Annotated in this window: 22 protein-coding genes; 12 read left to right on the forward strand and 10 right to left on the reverse strand. The window is 65.6% G+C overall.

All coding sequences use genetic code 11. The annotated features are described in order from the left end of the window. The coding region (locus Q8Q83_RS20225) for a hypothetical protein (protein ID WP_371132390.1) at positions 1-104 on the reverse strand (104 nt) is incomplete at its 3' end. Positions 105-497: 393 nt separating this feature from the next. Between Q8Q83_RS20225 and Q8Q83_RS09170 the strand changes: the two genes are divergently transcribed. Both Q8Q83_RS09170 and Q8Q83_RS09175 read left to right on the forward strand, forming a co-directional pair. Beyond that, positions 498-1,886 carry an MFS transporter gene (locus Q8Q83_RS09170; RefSeq protein WP_305623060.1) on the forward strand — a complete coding sequence of 463 codons (1,389 nt, stop codon included), beginning with the start codon at positions 498-500 and terminating at the stop codon, positions 1,884-1,886. A gap of 17 nt (positions 1,887-1,903) precedes the next feature. After that, positions 1,904-2,395, forward strand: coding sequence for a single-stranded DNA-binding protein (locus tag Q8Q83_RS09175; protein ID WP_305623062.1), 492 nt, complete (start codon positions 1,904-1,906; stop codon positions 2,393-2,395). Between the two features lie 117 nt (positions 2,396-2,512). On the opposite strand, the gene Q8Q83_RS09180 is transcribed toward Q8Q83_RS09175, so the two are convergent. Then, on the reverse strand, positions 2,513-3,412 hold the full coding sequence (locus Q8Q83_RS09180; protein ID WP_305623064.1) for a LysR substrate-binding domain-containing protein: 900 nt from the start codon (positions 3,410-3,412) through the stop codon (positions 2,513-2,515). Positions 3,413-3,597: 185 nt separating this feature from the next. Between Q8Q83_RS09180 and Q8Q83_RS09185 the strand changes: the two genes are divergently transcribed. The 8 genes from Q8Q83_RS09185 (at position 3,598) to Q8Q83_RS09220 (ending at position 13,182) form a co-directional block, all read left to right on the forward strand. Next, entirely contained in the window at positions 3,598-5,238 is a 1,641-nt protein-coding gene (locus tag Q8Q83_RS09185) for a 5-guanidino-2-oxopentanoate decarboxylase (RefSeq protein ID WP_305623066.1), read from the forward strand. Beyond that, complete coding sequence (locus tag Q8Q83_RS09190) at positions 5,232-6,695, forward strand: aldehyde dehydrogenase family protein (protein ID WP_305623068.1); 1,464 nt, start codon at positions 5,232-5,234, stop codon at positions 6,693-6,695. Before Q8Q83_RS09185 ends, Q8Q83_RS09190 begins: the two co-directional genes overlap by 7 nt. Before the next feature lie 220 nt (positions 6,696-6,915). Further along, on the forward strand, positions 6,916-8,019 hold the full coding sequence (locus Q8Q83_RS09195) for an ABC transporter substrate-binding protein (RefSeq protein ID WP_305623070.1): 1,104 nt from the start codon (positions 6,916-6,918) through the stop codon (positions 8,017-8,019). A gap of 147 nt (positions 8,020-8,166) precedes the next feature. Beyond that, positions 8,167-9,075, forward strand: coding sequence for an ABC transporter permease (locus tag Q8Q83_RS09200; RefSeq protein ID WP_305623072.1), 909 nt, complete (start codon positions 8,167-8,169; stop codon positions 9,073-9,075). Continuing rightward, positions 9,072-9,914, forward strand: a complete 843-nt coding sequence (locus Q8Q83_RS09205; protein WP_305623074.1) for an ABC transporter permease — start codon at positions 9,072-9,074, stop codon at positions 9,912-9,914. Before Q8Q83_RS09200 ends, Q8Q83_RS09205 begins: the two co-directional genes overlap by 4 nt. Before the next feature lie 154 nt (positions 9,915-10,068). Next, positions 10,069-11,124 (forward strand): ABC transporter ATP-binding protein, encoded by a 1,056-nt coding sequence (locus tag Q8Q83_RS09210; protein ID WP_305623076.1) that lies wholly within the window; start codon positions 10,069-10,071, stop codon positions 11,122-11,124. Between the two features lie 245 nt (positions 11,125-11,369). Further along, entirely contained in the window at positions 11,370-12,254 is an 885-nt protein-coding gene (locus tag Q8Q83_RS09215; protein WP_305623078.1) for a sugar nucleotide-binding protein, read from the forward strand. Then, entirely contained in the window at positions 12,247-13,182 is a 936-nt protein-coding gene (locus Q8Q83_RS09220; RefSeq protein ID WP_305623079.1) for an NAD-dependent epimerase/dehydratase family protein, read from the forward strand. The genes Q8Q83_RS09215 and Q8Q83_RS09220 overlap by 8 nt, the downstream gene beginning before the upstream one ends. A 282-nt stretch (positions 13,183-13,464) precedes the next feature. Here Q8Q83_RS09220 and Q8Q83_RS09225 read toward each other — a convergent pair whose 3' ends face one another. From Q8Q83_RS09225 to Q8Q83_RS09245, 5 genes are all read right to left on the reverse strand, one after another. Beyond that, positions 13,465-14,157: an OmpW family protein gene (locus tag Q8Q83_RS09225; RefSeq protein WP_305623081.1), complete on the reverse strand. Its 693-nt coding sequence runs from the start codon at positions 14,155-14,157 to the stop codon at positions 13,465-13,467. 202 nt (positions 14,158-14,359) lie between these two features. Next, a complete protein-coding gene (locus Q8Q83_RS09230; RefSeq protein WP_305623082.1) occupies positions 14,360-14,914 on the reverse strand; it encodes a DUF3299 domain-containing protein in 555 nt (184 codons plus the stop codon). Between the two features lie 37 nt (positions 14,915-14,951). Continuing rightward, on the reverse strand, positions 14,952-16,217 hold the full coding sequence (locus Q8Q83_RS09235) for an ABC transporter permease (protein ID WP_305623084.1): 1,266 nt from the start codon (positions 16,215-16,217) through the stop codon (positions 14,952-14,954). Positions 16,218-16,219: 2 nt separating this feature from the next. After that, positions 16,220-16,930 carry an ABC transporter ATP-binding protein gene (locus tag Q8Q83_RS09240; RefSeq protein ID WP_305623086.1) on the reverse strand — a complete coding sequence of 237 codons (711 nt, stop codon included), beginning with the start codon at positions 16,928-16,930 and terminating at the stop codon, positions 16,220-16,222. 62 nt (positions 16,931-16,992) lie between these two features. Then, the gene (locus Q8Q83_RS09245; protein ID WP_305623088.1) at positions 16,993-17,565 is read right to left on the reverse strand and encodes a DUF2796 domain-containing protein; all 573 of its coding nucleotides are present in this window, start codon (positions 17,563-17,565) and stop codon (positions 16,993-16,995) included. 127 nt (positions 17,566-17,692) lie between these two features. On the opposite strand from Q8Q83_RS09245, the gene Q8Q83_RS09250 reads away from it, so the two are divergent. Continuing rightward, on the forward strand, positions 17,693-18,049 hold the full coding sequence (locus Q8Q83_RS09250) for a hypothetical protein (protein WP_305623090.1): 357 nt from the start codon (positions 17,693-17,695) through the stop codon (positions 18,047-18,049). 163 nt (positions 18,050-18,212) lie between these two features. On the opposite strand, the gene trxA is transcribed toward Q8Q83_RS09250, so the two are convergent. The 3 genes from trxA to Q8Q83_RS09265 all read right to left on the reverse strand — a co-directional run bounded on the left by trxA (position 18,213) and on the right by Q8Q83_RS09265 (position 20,297). Continuing rightward, positions 18,213-19,085, reverse strand: coding sequence for a thioredoxin (trxA, locus tag Q8Q83_RS09255; RefSeq protein ID WP_305623092.1), 873 nt, complete (start codon positions 19,083-19,085; stop codon positions 18,213-18,215). Between the two features lie 100 nt (positions 19,086-19,185). Beyond that, positions 19,186-19,842, reverse strand: coding sequence for a methyltransferase (locus tag Q8Q83_RS09260; protein WP_305623094.1), 657 nt, complete (start codon positions 19,840-19,842; stop codon positions 19,186-19,188). Further along, complete coding sequence (locus Q8Q83_RS09265) at positions 19,839-20,297, reverse strand: YbaY family lipoprotein (protein WP_305623096.1); 459 nt, start codon at positions 20,295-20,297, stop codon at positions 19,839-19,841. Before Q8Q83_RS09265 ends, Q8Q83_RS09260 begins: the two co-directional genes overlap by 4 nt. A gap of 113 nt (positions 20,298-20,410) precedes the next feature. On the opposite strand from Q8Q83_RS09265, the gene nrdR reads away from it, so the two are divergent. Further along, positions 20,411-20,700 (forward strand): transcriptional regulator NrdR (nrdR, locus tag Q8Q83_RS09270; protein WP_305623097.1); only part of this gene is annotated, 290 nt, incomplete at its 3' end.

The raw sequence follows: 20,700 nt of genomic DNA on the forward strand, positions 1-20,700 counted from the left end.
GAGCCAGACAGGCCCGTGATCACGATCAGCTTGTCGCGCGGCAGGGTCAGGTCGATGTTTTTCAGGTTATGGGTGCGCGCACCCCGGATCACAATCTTGTCCACAAACAACGGCCTCGCATGGCGGGCGGAAAACCACCGAGTATAGGGCCGGGGGCCAGGCGCGGCAAAGCGTCACTGCTGTGCCGTAACCGGCGAGGCTTAGGGGCTGTTGATGTTTCGATGCGGCCGTGACGGAGGTCCATTTGGCGCAGAACCAGGCACGAGGCGCGTAGTGTGGCTCCACATAAGCGCCGAGTAACGCAGTGCTGCGCCAAATGGACCCCGTCCCTTCGGGTTGTGCGGCAAATGGCACCTGGCGGCGTTGCAGGACTTGGCAAGGGAGCACCATTCCCGGCGTCCTGCGCCTTGCCTGGTGCCATTTGCCACAGCAACGCGGCTCGCCGCGAAGCGTCAACAGCCCCTATAATCGCCGCCTATTTCGACAAGGCATTTCCCATGCACGATCCGCACAACGAGCGCATGAGTGGCGGCGAGACCCGCGCGGCCTGTGGCCTGGCGCTGGTCTTCGCGTTCCGCATGCTCGGTATGTTTATGGTGTTGCCGGTGCTGGCGACCTATGGCATGGAGCTGCAAGGCAGCACGCCGGTCTTGATCGGCTGGGCCATAGGCGCCTACGGCCTGACTCAGGCCTTCCTGCAGATTCCCTTCGGTATGCTTTCCGACCGCATCGGCCGGCGTCCGGTGATCTATGTCGGCTTGCTGATCTTTGCCGCGGGCAGCCTGTTGGCGGCCAATGCCGACTCGATCTGGGGCGTGATCGCCGGCCGCGTGTTGCAGGGCGCCGGGGCGATCTCCGCGGCGGTGATGGCGCTGCTGTCGGATCTGACCCGCGAACAACATCGCACCAAGGCCATGGCCATGATCGGCATGAGCATCGGCCTGTCGTTTGCCGTGGCCATGGTGGTCGGCCCGCTGCTGACCCGCGCCTTCGGCCTGTCCGGCCTGTTTCTCGCCACCGCGGCCATGGCCCTGCTGGGTATCGCCATAGTCGCCGGTATGGTGCCGCGCGCGGCCTGCCCGCTGCAGCACCGCGAGTCCGGGGTGGCCAAGCAGGCGTTGTTGCCGACCCTCAAACATCCCGACTTGCTGCGCCTGGACTTCGGCATCCTGGTATTGCACGCCATCCTGATGGCCAGCTTTATCGCCTTGCCTCTGGCGTTGGTGGAGCAGGGCGGGCTGGCCAAGGAAGAACACTGGTGGGTCTACCTGACCGCGCTGCTGGTGGGCTTCTTCGGCATGGTGCCGTTTATTATCTATGGCGAGAAGAAGCGCCGGATGAAGCATGTGCTGCTCGGCGCGGTGACGGTGTTGCTGCTGTGCGAGCTGTTCTTCTGGTGGTTCGGCACCAGCCTGCGCGCCCTGGTGCTGGGCACCGTGGTGTTCTTTACCGCCTTCAACCTGCTGGAGGCCTCGCTGCCCTCGCTGATCAGCAAGGTGGCCCCGGCCGGCGGCAAGGGCACGGCCATGGGCCTGTACTCCACCAGCCAGTTCCTCGGCGCGGCCGTGGGCGGCATTTTCGGTGGCTGGCTGTACCAGCACTACAGCCTGTCGGGAGTCTTTGCGGGCTGTGCCCTGCTGGCTCTTTTTTGGTTGGTCTTTGCTGTTACTATGCGCGAACCGCCTTATGTCTCCAGCCTGCGTCTGCCGCTTTCAGCGGCGGCATTGCAAGAAGTGGGGCTGGCCGAGCGTTTACAGGCAGTGCCCGGAGTGGCGGATGCCGTGGTGGTGGTTGAAGAAGCCGCCATCTATATCAAAGTGGATACCCAACAATTGGACCGCATGTCCCTTGAGCGCCTGATCGAACCGGCGCCAGTGACCTGCTGAAAGCTTAGGAGAACGTTATGGCCCGTGGGGTTAACAAAGTCATTCTGGTCGGTACCTGCGGACAGGACCCGGAAATCCGTTACCTGCCCAGCGGCAACGCGGTCACCAACCTGAGCCTGGCCACCAGCGAACAGTGGACCGACAAGCAGACCGGGCAGAAGGTCGAGAAGACCGAGTGGCATCGTGTGTCGCTGTTCGGCAAGGTGGCCGAGATCGCCGGCGAGTACCTGCGCAAGGGTTCGCAGGTGTACATCGAGGGCAAGCTGCAGACCCGCGAGTGGGAAAAGGACGGCATCAAGCGTTACACCACCGAAATCATCGTCGATATGCAGGGCACCATGCAGCTGCTCGGCGGCCGTCCGGACAACGCCGGTGGCGATTCCGCGCCGCGTCAGCAGCGTCCGGCCCCGCAACGCGAGCCGCAGCAGCAGGCGCCGCGTCCGGCTCCGCAAGCCGCCGCTCAGCCGGCGCCGGATTTCGACAGCTTCGATGACGATATCCCCTTCTGATCTGACGATTTGTCGGTAGGAATCCAAGGCCCCTAGCTTGCTTAGCTAGGGGCCTTTTTCTTTGCGCGGCTATTGGCCAAGGCTAAGGGCGCGCCAGGTCTCGGTTCCGGGCAGCGTTTAGCGCACGGCCTGCAAAGTGCGCGCCGCGGCTTGCAGCTGCAGCCAGGCGACCAGTTCGCCCAGCTGCGCCGAGGGCGCCGGGCGTTCGGGGTAGACCAGGAAATAGGCGTCGCCGGTGCGCACCTTCAGCTCGAAGGGGGTGGCCAGGCGTCCGGCGAGCAGATCCTCGCCGATCAGCGACCAATCGCCTATGGCCACGCCCAGGCCCTGGGAAGCGACCGACATGGCCAGATCCAGGGTGTCGAAATGCTGGCCCTTGCCGATGCCGGCGATCTTGGTGTCGGCGGCCTTTAGCCAGGCCTCCCAGTCGCGCTCGTCGCGGGTGGGGTGCAGCAGGGTGTGGCGCTCCAGGTCGGCCGGCTGGCTGAGCGGCAGCGGCCCGCTCAGCAGTTGCTGCGCGCAGACCGGGGTGAGCAGCTCGTCGAACAGATGGTGCGCCACCATGGCCGGGCCGGGTTGGCTGCCGAACACCACGGCGGCGTCGAATTCCTCGCTGCGAAAGTCCACCGAGTGCTGCACCGTGGTGGTCAATTCCACCGGCACGTCCGGCCGCTCCACCTGCCAGTGCATCAGTCGCGGCAGCAGCCAGCGCATCACGCAGGTGGGGGCCTTCAGTCGTAGTGCCTCGCGCCGCGCGCCGACCCGTTCCACTGCCTCGTCGATCAGGCCGAAGGCCTGCTGGATCTGCGGAAAGAGTTCGCGGCCCTGGGCGGTCAGGCTCAGCCCGCGTGCCTGGCGCTGGAACAGCGGGTAGCCGAGGTGGCTCTCCAGGCCGGCGATCTGCCGGCTCACCGCGCCCTGGGTGATATGCAGCAGTTCCGCCGCCCGGGTGAAATTGCAGCATTGCGCGGTAATCACGAAGGTATGCAGCGCAGGCAAAGGGGGGAGTCGTTTCATGGGCGCTCAGCTATGCAGTGAGGACATGCCTAGTATGACAAATTTTGCGTTGTCAGGCTGACCGTGTGGCGGTCAAATTGAGCCTCGTCTGCGCGCTATCACAGAGCCCCCCCGGTCTCCTATTCTTTTACGGTGACGCCCGGCGCTTGGCGCAGAGCCCTAGACTCAGTACAGGACAGATGAAGATGGCAACATGCGGCGAAGTATTGGTGCAATTACTCGAGCGTTACGGCGTCGAGCGGGTATTTGGTATTCCCGGTGTGCATACCGTCGAGCTTTACCGCGGGCTGGCGCGCTCGCCCATCGAACATGTCACGCCGCGCCATGAGCAGGGCGCCGGTTTTATGGCCGACGGCTATGCGCGCACCAGCGGCAAGCCGGGGGTGTGCTTTATCATCACCGGTCCGGGCATGACCAATATCGCCACGGCCATGGGCCAGGCCTACGCCGACTCGATCCCCATGCTGGTGATCTCCAGCGTGCAGGCGCGCAGCCAGCTCGGCGGCGGGCGCGGCAAGCTGCATGAGCTGCCGTCGCAGCGCAATCTGGTGGCCGGGCTCTCGGCCTTCTCCCACACCCTGCTGTCCGCCAGCGAGCTGCCGGCCGTGCTGGCCCGCGCCTTTGCCCAGTTCCAGGCGGCGCGGCCGCGCCCGGTGCATATCGAGATCCCGCTGGATGTGCTGGTGGAGGAGGCCGATGAGCTGCTGGCCAGTCAGCCGATCAGCCTGGCCCGGCCCGGCGCCAACCCGTCGGCCATCGCGCAGATGGCCGGCCTGCTGGCAGGCGCCCAGCGCCCGCTGATCCTCGCCGGTGGCGGCGCTATCGATGCGGCGCCGGCCTTGGCCCGCCTGGCCGAACAGTTGCAGGCGCCGGTGGCGCTGACCATCAATGCCAAGGGCCTGCTGCCGTCGGCCCATCCGCTGTTGATCGGCTCGACCCAGTCGACCCTGGCGACCCGCGCGCTGGTGGCCGAGGCCGACGTGGTGTTGGCGGTCGGCACCGAGCTGGGCGAGACCGACTACGATGTGACCTTCGCCGGCGGCTTCGAGATCCCCGGCGCGCTGCTGCGCATCGATATTGACCCGGACCAGGCGGTGCGCAACTACCCGCCGGCCGTGGCGCTGGTCGCCGATTCGAGGATGGCGCTGGAAGCCTTGCACGGGGCGCTCGCCGCACAACCTTTGGCCGCCCGTCACGCCGACTGGGGCAGCGCCCGCGCCGCGCGCCTGCGTCAGACCCTCGAGGCCTCCTGGGATCTGCCCATGCGCGGGCAGACCGCCTTCCTGCGCACCGTGCTGGAGGAGCTGCCGGACGCCGTGCTGGTCGGCGATTCGACCCAGCCGGTGTACACCGGCAACCTGACCCTCAACCTGGAGCAGCCGCGTAGTTGGTTCAACGCCTCGACCGGCTACGGCACCCTGGGTTATGCCCTGCCGGCGGCCATAGGCGCGCTGTTGGGGGACCGCCGCGAGGGCGCGCAACGGCGTCCGGTGGTGTGCCTGATCGGTGACGGCGGCCTGCAGTTCACCCTGGCCGAGCTGGCCAGCGCGGTGGAGGCGCGCGCGCCGATCATAGTCCTGCTGTGGAATAACCAGGGCTACGAGGAGATCAAGAAGTACATGGTCAACCGCGACATCGAGCCGGTGGGCGTGGACATCTTCACCCCGGACTTCGTCGGCGCGGCCAAGGCGCTGGGCTGCGCGGCGGGCTGGGCCAATGACGCCGAGGCGTTGCGCGTGGCCTTGCGCCAGGCCCGCGAGGCGCAGCGCCCGACCCTGATCGAGATCGACCAACAGGCCTGGATGAGTGAGGAAGCCCCATGCTGAGCACCGCAACCCCGCAGGACGGCGTGCTCGCCGGCCTGTATATCGACGGGCACTGGCAGCGCGGTGACGCCACGCTGCAGGTGATCAACCCGGCCACCGAGGAGGCGCTGGCGACTGTGGCCGGCGGCGATGCCGCGGCGGTCGAGCAGGCGGTGGCCGCGGCGAGTGCGGCTTTCCCGGCCTGGGGCCGCGGCAGCGGCGCCGAGCGTGGCGCCTGCCTGCGGCGCATCGCCGCCGGTGTCGAGGCGCGGCGCGAGCGCTTGATCGAACTGCAATCGCGCAACAACGGCAAGCCGCTGAGCGAGTCGGCCATCGATGTCGACGACGTGATTGCCACCTTCAACTATTACGCCGAGCTTGCCGAGGCCCTGGACGCCCAACAGGACAGCGCCGTGGCGTTGCCCAGCGCCGATTTCGCCGCTCGCCTGCGCCGCGAGCCCTGCGGGGTGGTGGGGCTGATAGTGCCGTGGAATTTCCCCATGGTGACCACCGCCTGGAAGCTCGCCCCGGCGCTGGCGGCCGGCTGTTGCGTGGTGTTGAAGCCTTCTGAAGTCACCCCGCTGGCGGAGCTGGAGCTGGCCGATATCATTGCCGCGAGCGGCCTGCCGAGCGGGGTGTTCAACCTGGTGTGCGGCACCGGCCTGGCGGTCGGCGCGCCACTGGCGGGGCATCCTGGGGTGGCCAAGCTGTCGTTCACCGGCAGCAACGCGGTGGGCGTGCAGGTCATGCAGCGCGCCGCCGAAACGGTCAAGGGCGTCAGCCTGGAGCTGGGTGGCAAGTCTTCGCTACTGGTGTTCGAAGATGCCGACCTGGACCTGGCCGTCGAGCTGGCCTGCGGCGGCGGTTTCTTCAACGCCGGGCAGATGTGTTCGGCGACCAGCCGGGTATTGGTCGCCGAGGAGTTGGCTGAGGACTTTCTCGCCCGGCTCAAGGCGCGCGTCGAGGCCATCCGGGTCGGCGATCCATTCGAGGCGGGCGTGGAGATGGGCAGCCTGGTCAACCAGGCGCAGTACCAGCGGGTCTGCCGGCATATCGCCCAGGGCCTGCAGGACGGGGCGCGCTTGCTGAGCGGCGGTGAGCGCCCGGCCGGCTTGCCCCGCGGCTACTTCCTGCGCCCGACCCTGTTCACCGAGGTGCCGCTGGACAGCGCCCTGTGGCGCGAGGAGATCTTCGGTCCGGTGCTCTGCGTGCGCCGCTTCGCCAGCGAGGAGGAGGCCATAGCCCTGGCCAACGACAGCGAGTTCGGCCTGGTGGCCAGCCTGGTCAGCCGCGATGCGGCCCGCGCCGAGCGCGTCGCCAATGCCTTGCAGGCCGGCACCGTGTGGGTCAACGCGCCCCAGGTGATCTTCCCCCAGGCCGCCTGGGGTGGCTACAAGCGGAGCAGCATAGGTCGCGAGTTGGGACCCTGGGGCCTGAGTGCCTTTCAGGAGCTCAAACACGTGATTCGCGCCCTGTAACAGGGCGCTCATGACCCGCGCATGCCTGCTTGTAAGGCATGCGTTTGGCGCATGGCTTCGATGACATTTTTTCGATTGTGGCACCCCCCGGGGCGCCGCAGGATGGCTCGGCCAGCCCAGCTCGCGGCAGCGCGAACGGGGCGGTCAAGCCAGGTTGAAGGGTTTATTCAGAGGGGGCGTCCGCGCTCCCGCAAACAGATAAAAACAAAAGGAAACTGTGATGAGCGAACACGATTTCAGCAGAAGACAATTCATCAAAACGGTAGGGGCCGCCTCGGTGGCAGCCGCGGCCTTGTCCTTCCCCTTTATCAAGGCCAGCGCCGGTGACATGCAGTTTCACGGCAAGACGCTGCGCCTGCTGACCTGGTCCGACGACACCGGCCTGGCCGCGCTGCGCAATATCGCCGCCACCTTCGAAGCCAAGACCGGCGCCAAGGTGATCGCCGACCGCACCGGCAGCACCTCGGAGATGGTCGCCAAGCTCAAGGCCGCCGGCGACCGCCCGCAGTACGACGTCATCACCCTGGCCGGCGTCGGTGCCGAAGGCCTGGCCAGCGCCGGCCTGCTGGAAAAGCCCGACCTCAACCGCATCCCCAACCTGCGCGACGTACCGCCGCAGTACCAGACCGGCGCGGGCGGCCATGGCATCGGCTATCTGCTGTGGTGCAACAGCCTGATCTACAGCACCCGCACCGTGAAAGAGGCGCCCAGCAGCTACGCCGCGCTGTGGGACAAGGACATGGCGCCGAACATTTTCCTGCCGCCGCCGAACTGGACCGAGGCCATGGACCTGATCATCATCGCCGCCAAGCTGGCCGGCGGTGACGAGCGCAACGTCGAGCCGGGCTTCAAGAAGCTCGCCGAGCTCAAGGAGCGGGTGGTTACCCTGGGCGAGAACCCCAACCAGATCGCCGAGCTGTTCCGCACCGGCTCGCTGGACATGGGCGGCCTCTATGCGCCAGCCTTCTTCCCCAAGCAGATCCGCGATCCGGCCTATGGCCTGGGCGCCACCTTCGGCATGCAGGAAGGCTTCTACACCGACCTGATGCTCTCGGTCATGCCCAAGCATCGTCCGGGCGACAGCGACCTGGCCCATGCCTTTATCAACCACTCGCTCGACCCGCTGGTGCAGGGCAAGATGGCCGAGGACATCTTCAACGGTCCGGTCAACGCCAAGGCGATCATCTCGGCGGAGGCGCGCAAGAGCCCGTATATCCTCACGCCGGAGCAGATCGCCGAGAAGGCCATCATGCACGACAACGCCTTCCTCGCCACGGTGCACGACCAGTGGATTCGTCGTTACACGGAGATCTTCTCTTCCTGACATAAATGCGCGGGAGGGTCCTCCAGCCCCTATCGCGAGCAAGCTCGCTCCTACAGGATTTACGCTGACCTTGTAGGAGCGAGCTTGCTCGCGATCGAGTGCGCAGCGCTCGCCTGTTGACTGCTTCGCTCTAACGAGACCATCGCAATGGAACACTCAACTCTGACCCGCCCGGTCGGCGCGGCGCCCCTGCGCCCGGCCAAGGCGCTTTCCCCGACGCTGCGCGGCTGGCTTTTCCTCTCCCCGGCCATGCTGTTTCTCGGCGTACTGATAGCCGCCAGCCTGCTGGTGCTGCGCATGAGCGTCGGCAGCAAAGGCGCGGAGTGGACCGGCTTCAGCCTGGCCAGCTACGCCCAGCTGCTCGAACCCTATTACCTGAAGTCGCTGCTGCTGACCCTGCGCCTGGCCCTGGTCAGCGCGCTGCTCGCGGTGCTGCTGGCGATTCCGGTGGGCTACTGCATGTCGCGCCTGCAGTCGCCCTTGCTGCGCCGGGTGTTCCTGGCCGCGGTGCTGTTGCCGCTGCTGGTCAACCTGCTGCTGCAGAGCTACGGCTGGCTGGTGATCCTCGGCCCGGGCGGGATGCTCAACCAGGCGCTGCTGGGTCTGGGCTTGATCGATCGGCCGGTGATGCTGCTGTACAACCAGACCGGCGTGCTGATGGGCCTGGTGCAGACCGCCTTCCCCCTGGCGGTGCTGCCGATCGCCAGCGCCATGCGCGGCGTTTCGCGCAGCTACGAGGAAGCCGCCGCCACCCTGGGCGCCAGTCGCCTGCAGGTGTTCCGCCAGGTGGTATTGCCGATGAGCCTGCCGGGCATCATCACCGCCGCCACCCTGGTGTTCGCCTATAACGCCAGCAGCTTCGTGGTGCCCTTGCTGCTCGGTGGCCGCCGCGTGCCGATGCTGGCGGTGATGGTGCATGACCAGATCGCGCCGCTGATGAACTGGCCGGCGGCCTCCGCCGCCGGGGTGGTGCTGATCGTCACCACGCTGGCGATCATGGCCTTCTCCGAATACATCACCGGCCGCCGTCGGCGTGCCCTGGAGGCTTCGCAATGAGCAACCCCTTCCGTAGCCGCGCCTTGCCGGGCGACACCGGTCGTTTCGCCATGCTGTTGTCCGGCTGCATTCTGCTGCTGGCCGTGCTGCCGATCCTGAGCATGATAGTGATGTCGTTCAGCGGCGCGGCGAACCTGGACTTCCCGCCCAGCAGCTACAGCCTGCAGTGGTACCGGGCGGCCTGGAACAGCTTCGTTTCGCCGGATGCGAGCGACGTGCTGAGCCTCGGCCAGGCGCTGACCACCAGCCTGCTGGTGGCCACCCTGAGCATGCTCGGCGCCACCCTGGTCGCGGTGCCGGCGGCCTATGCGCTGGTGCGCTGCGAGTTCCGCGGCAAGGCCGTGGCGCTGCAACTGATGGCGCTGCCGCTGGTGTTTCCCATGGTGGTGCTGGGCTTGGCCCTGTTGCTGGTGTTCGACAGCCTGCCGTTCCAGATGAACACCTCGCGCCTGGTGATCGCCCATGTGATTCTCGCCCTGCCGTTCGTGGTGAAAAACTGCACCGCGGCGATGCTGTCGATCGGCAGCGAAGTCGAGGAGGCCGCGCAGATGCTCGGCGCCTCGCCGCTGCGCGCCATAGTCGAGGTGGTGGTGCCGCTGATGAAATCCGGAATTCTCGCGGGGATGCTGTTGGCTTTTATCATCTCGTTCAACGAGTTCACCGTGACTTACTTCCTCTACAGCATCGACGTGATGACCGTGCCGATCTGGATGTACAGCCGCACCGTGTCGTCCCTCGACCCCACCGTTTTCTCCTTTGCCGTGCTGATAGTGCTGATCGACTTCGCCCTGATCTGGGCGCTGGAGAAGCTGGTCGGCGATGCGGGCGTTTCCTTTTAACGTGAAAGTCGCGCAGCGACGCCTCCCTTGTGCCCTTCTCCCTCAGGGAGAAGGTGGCGCGTCGCGCCGGATGAGGGAAGCGGGTTTGCCACGATAGCTTTCATGATTCTGGGCGCCACTCGTGGCATGCCCGTTGGTTATTTTGAGGTGAAGCATGACCGGATTAGTTCTTGAAAACGTCGAGAAGCACTATGGCGCCGCCTGCGCCGTGACGGATGTCAATCTGCACCTGCCGGAAGGCAAGCTGGTGTGCTTCCTCGGCCCCTCGGGCTGCGGCAAGACCACCTTGCTGCGCATGATCGCCGGCCTGGAAAGCCTCAGCGGCGGCGAGATCCGCCTGGATGGCCAGGACATCGGCCACACCCCGGCGCACCAGCGCAACTTCGGCATGGTGTTCCAATCCCTGGCGCTGTTCCCGCATATGACGGTCGGCGAAAACATCGCCTATCCGCTGAAATTGCGCGGGGTGAGCAAGGCCGATCAGCAGGCACGGGTGACCGAGTTGCTGCAACTGATCCAGTTGCAGGAGATGCTCGACCGCCCGGTGGCCAAGCTCTCTGGCGGCCAGCGCCAGCGGGTGGCGATCGCCCGGGCGATTGCCGCGCACCCCAAGCTGCTGCTGTTGGACGAACCGCTGTCGGCCCTGGATGCCAAGCTGCGTGAATCCATGCAGGTGGAGATTCGCCAGCTGCAACAACGGCTGAATATCACCACCATCCTGGTCACCCACGACCAGCGCGAGGCCATGACCATGGCCGATATAGTGGTGGTACTCGGCGAGCATCGGGTGCAGCAGGTCGGCACGCCGATCGAGATCTACCGCAACCCGGCCAATGCCTTCGTCGCCGACTTTATCGGCAGCGGCAACCTGTTCCCGGCTATCGCCCTGGGCAACGGCCGGGTCGGTCTGCCGGGTGGCGCGGCGATCCAGGTGCCGATCTGCCCGAGCATTCAGGCCGGCACCCCGATCAAGATGCTGGTGCGCCCGGAAGATCTGGCCCTGTCGCTGCCGCAGGCCACCGCCGGCAACCGCCTGCAGGGCACCGTGACCTTCGTGCGCGACAGCGGCGCGACCATCGAAACCACCATCGACTGTTCCGGCGTCTCCCTGACCGCGCTGAGCACGCCCAGTCAGGGCATCGGCCTGGCCATAGGCAACCCGGTGTCGGTGAGTATCCCGGCCGAAGCCTGCCGGGTACTAACCGCCTAAGTCCGCGCGCGGCCGCTCTGGAATTGGCCGGCGCAGGCGCTCTGCGCCGGAGGCGTCGCGCAGCTAGTGACGGCGAGCGCTGAAACCCGCAAAATGCCACTCTTTGGCGCTACGCCAGCGCCTAATTCCGTTCAAGCCAGGAGAGAGGCAGGGGGCGGGGCCAGCGAGGTGAGCGAGGGCGGGGTGGTTTGCCGCCGCGCTATCCGTTCACCGCAGCAAGAGGCCCGGCACCGTTGCGACACACCATGCAGATGCGCCTGATGTTACTGGGTGGCGGCAATGCCCTGGGGCAAGCGCTGATCCGCCTCGGGGCCGAGGAAGACATAGGTTTTCTCGCGCCGCGTCCGCCGGAAAGCGGCTGGGATGCCGCCAGCCTGACCCAGTTGCTGGACGAAACCCGTCCCGACGCCCTGATCAACCTCGCCTACTACTTCGACTGGTTCCAGGCCGAAGCGGTCAGCGAGGCGCGTTTTGTCGCCCAGGAACGGGCGGTCGAGCGCCTCGCCGAACTCTGCCAGCATCATTCCATTCGCCTGTTGCAGCCCTCCAGCTACCGGGTCTTCGATGGCGCGCGGGCCACCGCCTACAGCGAGAAAGAGGAACCGGCGCCCCTGGGCCTGCGCGGTCAGGCGCTGTGGCGGCTCGAGCAGCGGGTGCGTGCGACCTGTCCGCGGCATGTGCTGCTGCGCTTCGGCTGGCTGCTGGATGACAGCGCCACGGGGCTGCTCGGGCGCTTTCTGAACCGCGCCGAGCGTGATGAGCCTTTGCTGCTGGCCGATGACCGGCGCGGCAACCCGACCCCGGTCGACGATGCCGCACGGGTGATTCTGGCGGTGCTGAAACAACTGGATTGCCAGACGCCTTTGTGGGGCACCTATCACTACGGCGGCCACGAGGCGACCACCGCGCTGGCGCTGGGCCAGGCGGTGCTGAGCGAGGCGCGCAACTTCCGCAGCAATCTGCTCGAAGAGATCGGCGCCCAGGCGCACAGCACGCGCCCGGATGCCGCCGAAGAGCCGCAACACGCGGTGCTCTCCTGCAAGAAAATTCTGCATACCTTCGGTATCAAGCCCCGCGCCTGGCGCTCGGGGTTGCCGAGCCTATTGGATCGTTATTACCGCCATGTCTGAAGCTCCTACCACCCTGGTCACCGGCGGGGCCGGCTTTATCGGTTCCCATCTGGTCGATGCGCTGCTGGCCCAGGGACACCGCGTGCGGGTGCTGGACAACCTGTCGATGGGCAAGCTGGCCAACCTGGCCCTGGATAATCCGCGCCTGCAATTTATCCAGGGCGATGTGGCGGATGCGGCCTTGGTTGCACAGGCGGTCGAGGGCTGCACGGCCGTCGCCCACCTGGCCGCGGTGGCCTCGGTGCAGGCCTCGGTGGATGATCCGGTGAGCACCCACCAGAGCAATTTCGTCGGCACCCTGAATGTCTGCGAGGCCATGCGCCTGCATGGGGTCAAACGGGTGCTGTTCGCCTCCAGCGCGGCGGTCTATGGCAACAACGGCGAAGGCCAGGCGATTGCCGAGGACACCGCCAAGGCGCCGCTGACACCCTATGCCGCGGACAAGCTGGCCAGCGAGCACTACCTGGACTTCTACCGCCGCCAGCACGGCCTTACACCTGCGATCTTTCGTTTCTTCAATATCTTCGGCCCGCGCCAGGACCCTTCTTCGCCTTACTCCGGGGTGATCAGCATCTTCACCCAGCGCGCGCAGCAGGGCTTGCCGATCACGGTATTCGGCGATGGCGAGCAGACCCGCGACTTCTTCTATATCGGCGACCTGCTGGCGCTGCTGACCCAGGCACTGCAGATGCCGCAAGTGGTGGCTGGCGCGGTGAATGTCGGCTGGAATCAGGCCATCAGCCTGAACCGCCTGTTGGCGGAAATCGGCGACCTCTGTGGCGGCTTGCCCCAGGTTGCCTACCAGGCCCCGCGCGGCGGCGATATCCGCCACTCGCGGGCCGACATTCAACGCTTGCAGGCCAGTTACCAGCTGCCGCAGGCGACCGCCCTCGGCGAAGGTTTGCGCAGCTTGCTGGCGCAGTACTGATATAGGTTGCAAGCAAACCCCGGCCTGGACTGTAGGTTGGGCTGAGCTGCGCGAAGCCCAACAAGTCACAAATCGGCAAGGGTACGCCCGAATCATTGCCGTTGGGCTTCGTCGCTCGCTCCTCAATCCAACCTACGGCCTAGAACCTGTTCACGATCTCGCGAGCGAAGGTCAGGCAAGGCAAAAACAGGCGAAGAAGCGGAGTTTACGATTTGTAAATGAGCATTCTGAGTTTGTTTTTAACGCAGCATCACCGATGCGCAGCAGATCGTGAACAGGTTCTTAGAACCTGTAACCAAGGCCGAGCATATACACCAGCGGATCAACCTCCACATCGACCTTGACCTTGGCCCCCGCGAAGTGGGTGGTGCCGGTGGTATCGATGTCGATATAACGCGCCTGGGCGTTGAGCATCAGCTTGTCGGTCAGCAGATAGTCCATGCCCAGTTGCGCGGAGAGGCCCCAGGAATCCTGCATATCCAGGCCGCTGAAGCCTTTGTCTGCGGCTTCGCTGCTGAGCTTGGTGTCGAAGAACCAGGTGTAGTTGAGGCCCACGCCGGCATAGGGCTGGAAGGCCGAGGCGCTGTCCAGCGGGTAGTAGAGCAGGCTCAGGGTCGGCGGCAGGTGCTTGAGCTCACCCAGCTTGCCGTTCAGGCCGGCAAAGGCGCCGGGCATGCCTTTGACGCCCACATCATGGCTGAACGGCGTGGCCGCCAGCAGCTCGAGGCCGACATGGCTGGTCAGCAGATAGGCGAAGTTCAGGCCCAACTGGGTGTCGCTGTCGAGGGTGGCCCGGGTGCCCGCCACGTCGCTGTTCAGCGCGCCGACCCAGATGTCGCCGCTGCTTTCGTGCGGGTCGACGCTGATGGCGCCGGCGCGCAGGATGATGTCGCCCGCTTGGTAGGCCTGGGCCATTGGCGCGGCTACGGCCAGGGCCAGGGCCAGTAAAGAGGCGGTGAACAGTGATCTACGCATGTGCAGCTCCCATAAGCATCGGTTCGTATTTGGCTGAGCGCGATGCTAAGGCGGCGGAAAAATCACCTGTTGATCCAGCTCAATAAATTAGCCGGCTATCGAACTGGTTAGCAGTAGCGGCTCTGCATGCGCTGCGGCGCAACGAAAAAAGCCAGACTGAGCGTCTGGCTTTGGCGAGGTGGATATGGGATTTGCGTGCTACTTAGCTGTCCGGCACTTCGTAGGCGTAGATCTTCTCGGCCTGCATCTGGTAGCCGGCTTCGGCCAGCTCGCTGCTGCTCTGCTCGACCTTGAGCGGGCCTTCGATCCAGAACGGCTGGTACAGCGCATCGAGCAACACGCCCAGCTCGCTGGTGACATGCACTATCTGGTTGGACGGCGGTGGCGGCACATGGATGCAGGCGCCGAAGAAAGGCACCAGGAGAAACTCGGTGACCCGGCCCTCCTCGGTGACATCCAGCGGCACTATATAGCCCGGCAGCTTGACTCTCTGGCCATCCAGCGCCTTGACCACCGGCGCGGCGGGGGATTGCTGGGTGGCGGCGGGAGCACTTTCGGCGGCCAGGGTGTCGGCCAGTTGCGCGAGGTCGTGCATGGGCACGGGTTCCGTCACCTGCGCCGGCGCATCGGCCGGGACCATTTCCGTCCAGGTCAGCTCGCGCGGCTCTGTGGGCAAGAGCTCTGCGGCCAAGAGCGGGGCGGCCAGCCAGGGCGCGCTCAGGGCGACCAGTACAGCAATGAATGAAGGGCGGAACATGCGGCTACCTCGTAAAAAGAGTAAAGCGTCGGCGGCGCTATAAGCGGATCGACAGGCCGTCGGCCAACGACTGCCGATAGGCCCGCCAGGCCGGCACGCAACCCATCAGCAGGGCGGCCGCCAGAATAGCGCCGAGCAGCTTCCACTCATAGCCTGTCGGTGGCTTGAGCGGCAGATACAGGCCGTAGTTGGCCTGCACATGGCCCTGCGCCGCGGCTATGCCCAGGTACAGCAGCAACAGGCCGAGCAGCACGCCGGCCAGGGCCAGGGCGAAGGCTTCGAGAATCAGCAGGCTGGCGATATGCCAGGGCCGCGCGCCCACCGAACGCAGAATCGCCATTTCCCGCCGACGCTCGTTGAGGCTGGTGAGAATCGCCGTCAACATGCCGATCAGTCCGGTCAGCACCACGAACAGCGAGACCACGAACAGCGCCTGCTCCGCGGTGCCTATCAGGCTCCACAGCTCCTGCAGGGCGACGCCAGGCAAGATCGCCAACAGCGGCTCGCCGCGGAATTCGTTGATCTCCCGCTGCAGGCTAAAGGTGGCGATCTTGCTGTTCAGCCCCAGCAACATGGCGGTAATGGCTTGCGGCTGCAGGTCCAGGCTGCGTACCTGGGAGGCCGAGACCCTGGCCGCGCCACGGGCCGGCATGCCGTTCTGCCAGTCGATATGCAGCGCCTGCATGCCGGCCAGGGAGATATGCAGGGTGCGGTCCACCGGGGTGCCGGTGCGCGCCAGGATGCCGACCACCTTGAACGGCTTGTCGTCGTGCTTGACCAGGCTGATGCTGGCCACGCCATGGGCCAGCACCAGCTCCGCGCCCAACTGGTAGTTGAGCGACTGGGCCACTTCGGCGCCGAGCACCAGCTCGAAAGGATCCTCGGCAAAGGCGCGGCCGCTGGCCAGTTGCAGGCTCTGGCCGCGGGCATAACGATAATGCTCGAAATAGGCTGGACTGGTGCCCATCACCCGGTAGCCGCGGTGCGAGTCGCCGAGGGATATCGGGACGGCCCATTTGACCTGAGGGTGCGCGGCGAAGTGCTCGAAGCTGTCCCAGCGGATATTGTTGGTGGCATTGCCGATGCGGAACACCGAATACAGCAGCAGGTTCACGCTGCCTGAGCGGGCGCCGACTATCAGGTCGGTGCCGCTGATGGTATTGGCAAAGCTGGCGCGGGCTTCGCTGCGCACCCGTTCTACGGCCAGTAGCAGGCAAACGGATAGAGCGATGGCGAACACCGTCAGCCACGCGGTAAAGCGGCGGTTGCCCAGGCTGGCCAGGGCCAGACGCAGTAGGTACATCTTCAAATCTCCGTCAGGCGGGTGGCGCGGTTGAGTTCGGCCAGCGACAAGCTGCGGTCGAACAGGCGCGCCAGGCTCTGGTCATGGCTGACAAACAGTAGGCTGGAGCCGGCCTCGCGGCATTCGGCAAACAGCAGCTGGAGAAAGGCTTCGCGGGCATCGGCGTCCAGGGCCGAGGTCGGCTCGTCGGCGATCACCAGCTCCGGTTGGCCAATCAGCGCGCGGGCGGCGGCGACGCGCTGCTGTTGGCCGATCGACAGCTGATCGGCGCGGCGCTCCAGCAGGCCGGGGTCCTGCAAGCCCAGGTGGGCGAGCAGGGCGGCCGCGGCGTTGTCGACACTGCCGTGGCGCTGGATCGCCCGCTTGGCGCGCAGTCTGGAGAAGTGGCAGGGCAGTTCGACGTTCTCGCGTACCGAGAGAAACGGCAGCAGGTTGAACTGCTGGAAGATATAGCCGGTGTGGTCGACGCGAAAACGGTCGCGGGCGCCGGCCGACAGCGCGCTCAGCTCCTGATCGAGCAGCTGGATGCTGCCGCGCTTGGGCTGCTGCACCCCGCCGAGCAGGCCGAGCAAGGTGGTTTTGCCACTGCCGCTGGGGCCCTTGAGAAACAGGCTTTCGCCGCGCTGCAGAGTGAAGCTGGGAATATCCAGCAACTCGGTCTGGCCGGGCCAGGCGAAACCGAGATTGGACAGGCTGATCAGGGCTGAACTCATGGACAGGTGGAACTCATCTAGGCGGCCGGATTAACCCGGCCGATCGGCTGAAAGTGGGTTGGTTAGAAACTGAGGCTCGGCTGCGCCGGCGTCAGCTCCAGGCCCTGCTGGCCATTCGGGCCGATCAGTTGTACCTGAATTTTCTGGGTGGCGGGGAAACGCTTAAACAGCTCGCTGAGGTTGAGTTGTTTCAATTCATCAGGTTTCTGGCACTCCAGCTGATAGTGCGCATGGATATCGCTATGTTCGCTCTCGTGGTCATCGGCATGCTGTTCGTGTTCGTCGGATTTGGCCTCGGCGAATAGCGCGCTTTCCAGCTCCAGTTGGCTGACCGTGCAATCGCCCGCGGTCAGGCCGAATAGCGTCTGTGGCTCTTGCAGCTGGCGGCGCGCGGCGGCGACCTTGACCAGGTCGGCGGCGCTGTGGGCGGCATGCTCGAACCCCAGCAAGTTCATGGCCGGGCTTTGCAGCTCCAGCTCCAGAGCCTGGCCATCCAGCACCAGGTTAAGCTGGGCGGCGCCGTGTTCATGGGTGTCGAGGCTGCCATGCTCGGCATGTTCATGATCGTCTTCGCTGGCATGGACCGCGGCCAGGGGTAGCAGGGCAAAAGGTAGGGCAAGCAGCAGGCGGCGCATGGAGGTCTCCGAAAGGGTCTTAAACTGGCTGTTACGTTATAACAATTTTGTGTGTGCCTGGCCAGCCTCTCTTGGCGGTTTGTGGCTGCCGTGGGAGCATGCAAGCTGATTACAGTGGGGGTGGGATATGGTGCGAATTCGTGGGCAGATCGGTGCTTGGCCGGTGGACCTGACGGTCGAGCTGGAGGCACAGGATTGGGCGCAACTGGCGCAGCACATTGCGCCCACCCCAGTGGCCGAGGCCGCGCCAGCTATGGTGCCCGCTCCTGTGCCAAACGATGCGCTGTGGCAAAGCACGCTGGAGCTGTTGCGCCAGGCCGGGCAGATCGAGGGGCCGCAGCTGCTCGGGCAGTTGGCCGGGCTGGCGGGTAGCGAGGCGGCGGGCAAGCGCTTGCTGGTGCGCCTGCGCCATTGCGCCCAGGTGCGCATGGCGACAGGCGCGGATGCGCCCATCTATCACTGGGTCGGAGAGGGTGAAGTGTAGGTTGGTGCTGAGCCTGCGAAGCCCAACAGGGAGTGCCTGGCACTTCGCCCGGCGTCAGGCGTCCCGACTCATGGCTGTGCTCGGCTTCGCGGAACCCAGGGTGTTCGGCTAGCGAACGCGATGTTGGGCTTCGCCTGGCTCAGCCCAACCTACATTGCCGTTATCAATAAATCGCCTGATAGAGCTTGCGCCGGTAGGCGGTGACCAGCGGGTGCTCGTTACCCAGCAGGTCGAACACCTGCAGCAGGGTCTTGTGCGCCGCGCCGTCGGCGTAGTTGCGGTTGCGGATAAACAGCTTGAGCAGGGCATCCAGCGCCGGCTCGTAGTGCTGGCGGGCCAGTTGCTGGATCGCCAGTTGGTAGCTGGCTTCATCGTCCTCGGCGTTTTGCGCCAGGCGGGTCTTCAGGCTGGCGACTTCCGGCAGATCAAAGGCCTGGCGCAGAAAGGTCAGCTGGGCGCGGGCGCCGGCCAGGGCCTGTTTATGTTCATCGCCCTTTACCGCACCCAGTACCACTTCGGCTTCGCCCAGCTCGCCGCGTTCGGCCAGGCAGCGGGCGTAGAGGATCAGCGCGGCGGCATGTTCGTTGTTTTCCGTCAATAGCACTTTAAGCAGGGCTTCGGCGTCGGCGAAACGGCCTTCGCTGAATAGCGCCTGGGCCGCTTCCATGGGGTCGGCGGCGGCCGGCGCCGGCTCGGCGACATGGGGCCCCAGCATCTCGCGGATCGCCGATTCCGGCTGCGCACCGGTAAAGCCGTCGACCGGCTGGCCATTCTTGAACAAAACCACTGTGGGCAGGCTGCGGATGCCGAAGCGGGCGACTATGTCCTGCTCGATATCGCAGTTGACCTTGGCCAGCAGCAACTCGCCCCGGTAGCCCTCGGTGATCTGCGCCAGCAGCGGCATCAGCGCCTTGCAGGGTGCGCACCATTCGGCCCAGAAATCCACCAGCACCGGCTTGTGGAAGGAGTTCTCGATCACCAGTTGCTCGAAACTGGCGCTGCCTGCGATATCAAAAATATAAGGGGAGTCGCTCATGGTCGGTCTCGGCGGGGCGCATGTTGTGATGGGCGGGGGTGCGTGAACTATAAATGTGGGAGTTGCGTGCTGGATACAAGCCTGATTCCAGGAAGCCTGCTTAGGTGCGCTCGGCGTAATACAGACTGACCTGGCGAAACTCCGCGGGCTCGGCCAGATCCGGCCAGGTGCAGGCTTCCAGCAGGCCCAAGCGCCGATACAGCGGGTGCTGGAAATCGCGCACCCGTGAATCGGCGACCAGGGCCTGGCGGCCGCGGCTGAGGAACTGGTCGAGCAGCGGCAGGTTGGCGCGGTCGTACAGCACGTCGGCGACCAGGATCAGGTCGAAGCGATCGGCCTCCTGAAAGAAGTCCGCCGAGTAATGCAGTTCCACGCCATTTAGCGCGGCATTCGCCTGGCAAGCGGCAATCGCCAGTGGGTCGAGGTCGCAGGCCACCACTTCCAGGGCGCCGGCCTTGGCCGCGGCAATTGCCGCCACGCCGGAACCGGCGCCGAAATCCAGCACCCGCTTGTCGCGCACCCACTCGGGATGCTCGGCCAGCCAGCGCGCCAGCACCAGGCCGCTGGCCCAGCAGAAGCACCAGTAGGGCGGCTCTTCGAGGATGCGCCGGGTTTCCTCGGGGCTAAAGGCGCGGTGCATATTTTCGGCGTCGATCAGCCACAGCTTGAGTGCAGTGCCGGGCAGGGTTGCCGCGCTGAGCTGGGCGTCACCCAGTAACTCGCTGAGCGCAGCTTGCAAGGCTGCCGGTGCCCTCATGGCGCGGGCACCAGGCGCAGCGAGCCGAGGGATTGCGTCTCGGCGCGGCGAATAAGCTGCGGCGGCAGGCGCAGGATCAGGCTGCCGGACTGATGGGCGCGGCCATGCAGTTCGATGCGCTGGTGCTTGTTGAAGGTTTCCGGGTTGAACGGCAGGCGGAAGGGCAGCGAATTGCCCGTGGCGCGCAACTGGATATTGCCCAGCATGGCCTGGGGGCGGCCGCGTTGATCGACGGCGAGCAAGGCCAGCTCGACTTCAGCGGCGGCCGGCACACCCAGCAGGCTGCCGCTCAGCTCGCGCAGGTGGGCCGGCAGCGGGGCTATTTTGGCCTGCGTCTGGCTTGGTGCAGCTGGCGTGGGCAGCGGGGGCGCTGGGCTATCGCTGGCGCAGGCCGTCAGCAGGCCAAGCAGGCTAAGTAGAAGCAGCGGTCGAAACGACGTTTGGGCGTTTATCAAGGTAATCAGCTCCGCTGCTGTGGATGGGCGCCTGTATAGCGCAAAGTCCGCGGCTTGTCTTGCCTGCGGGATGCGCTACCATGGCGCCTTCGCGTCCAAGGTTGGCTTTCTCTATGCACTGTCCCTTCTGCGGTGCCAATGACACCAAGGTTATCGACTCGCGCCTGGTCGCCGAGGGCGAGCAAGTGCGCCGTCGGCGCGAATGCCTGGCCTGTGAAGAGCGCTTCACTACCTTCGAAACCGCCGAACTGGTGATGCCGCGCCTGATCAAACAGGACGGCAGCCGTCAGCCCTTCGATGAAGACAAGCTGCGTGCCGGCATGCAGCGCGCCCTGGAAAAGCGTCCGGTGAGCATAGAGCGGCTGGAAGCGGCCATCGCCCATATCAAGCACAAGCTGCGCGC

The sequence above is a fragment of the Pseudomonas sp. genome, assembly GCF_030696055.1.
In the GTDB taxonomy this organism is placed as follows: Bacteria; Pseudomonadota; Gammaproteobacteria; order Pseudomonadales; family Pseudomonadaceae; genus Aquipseudomonas.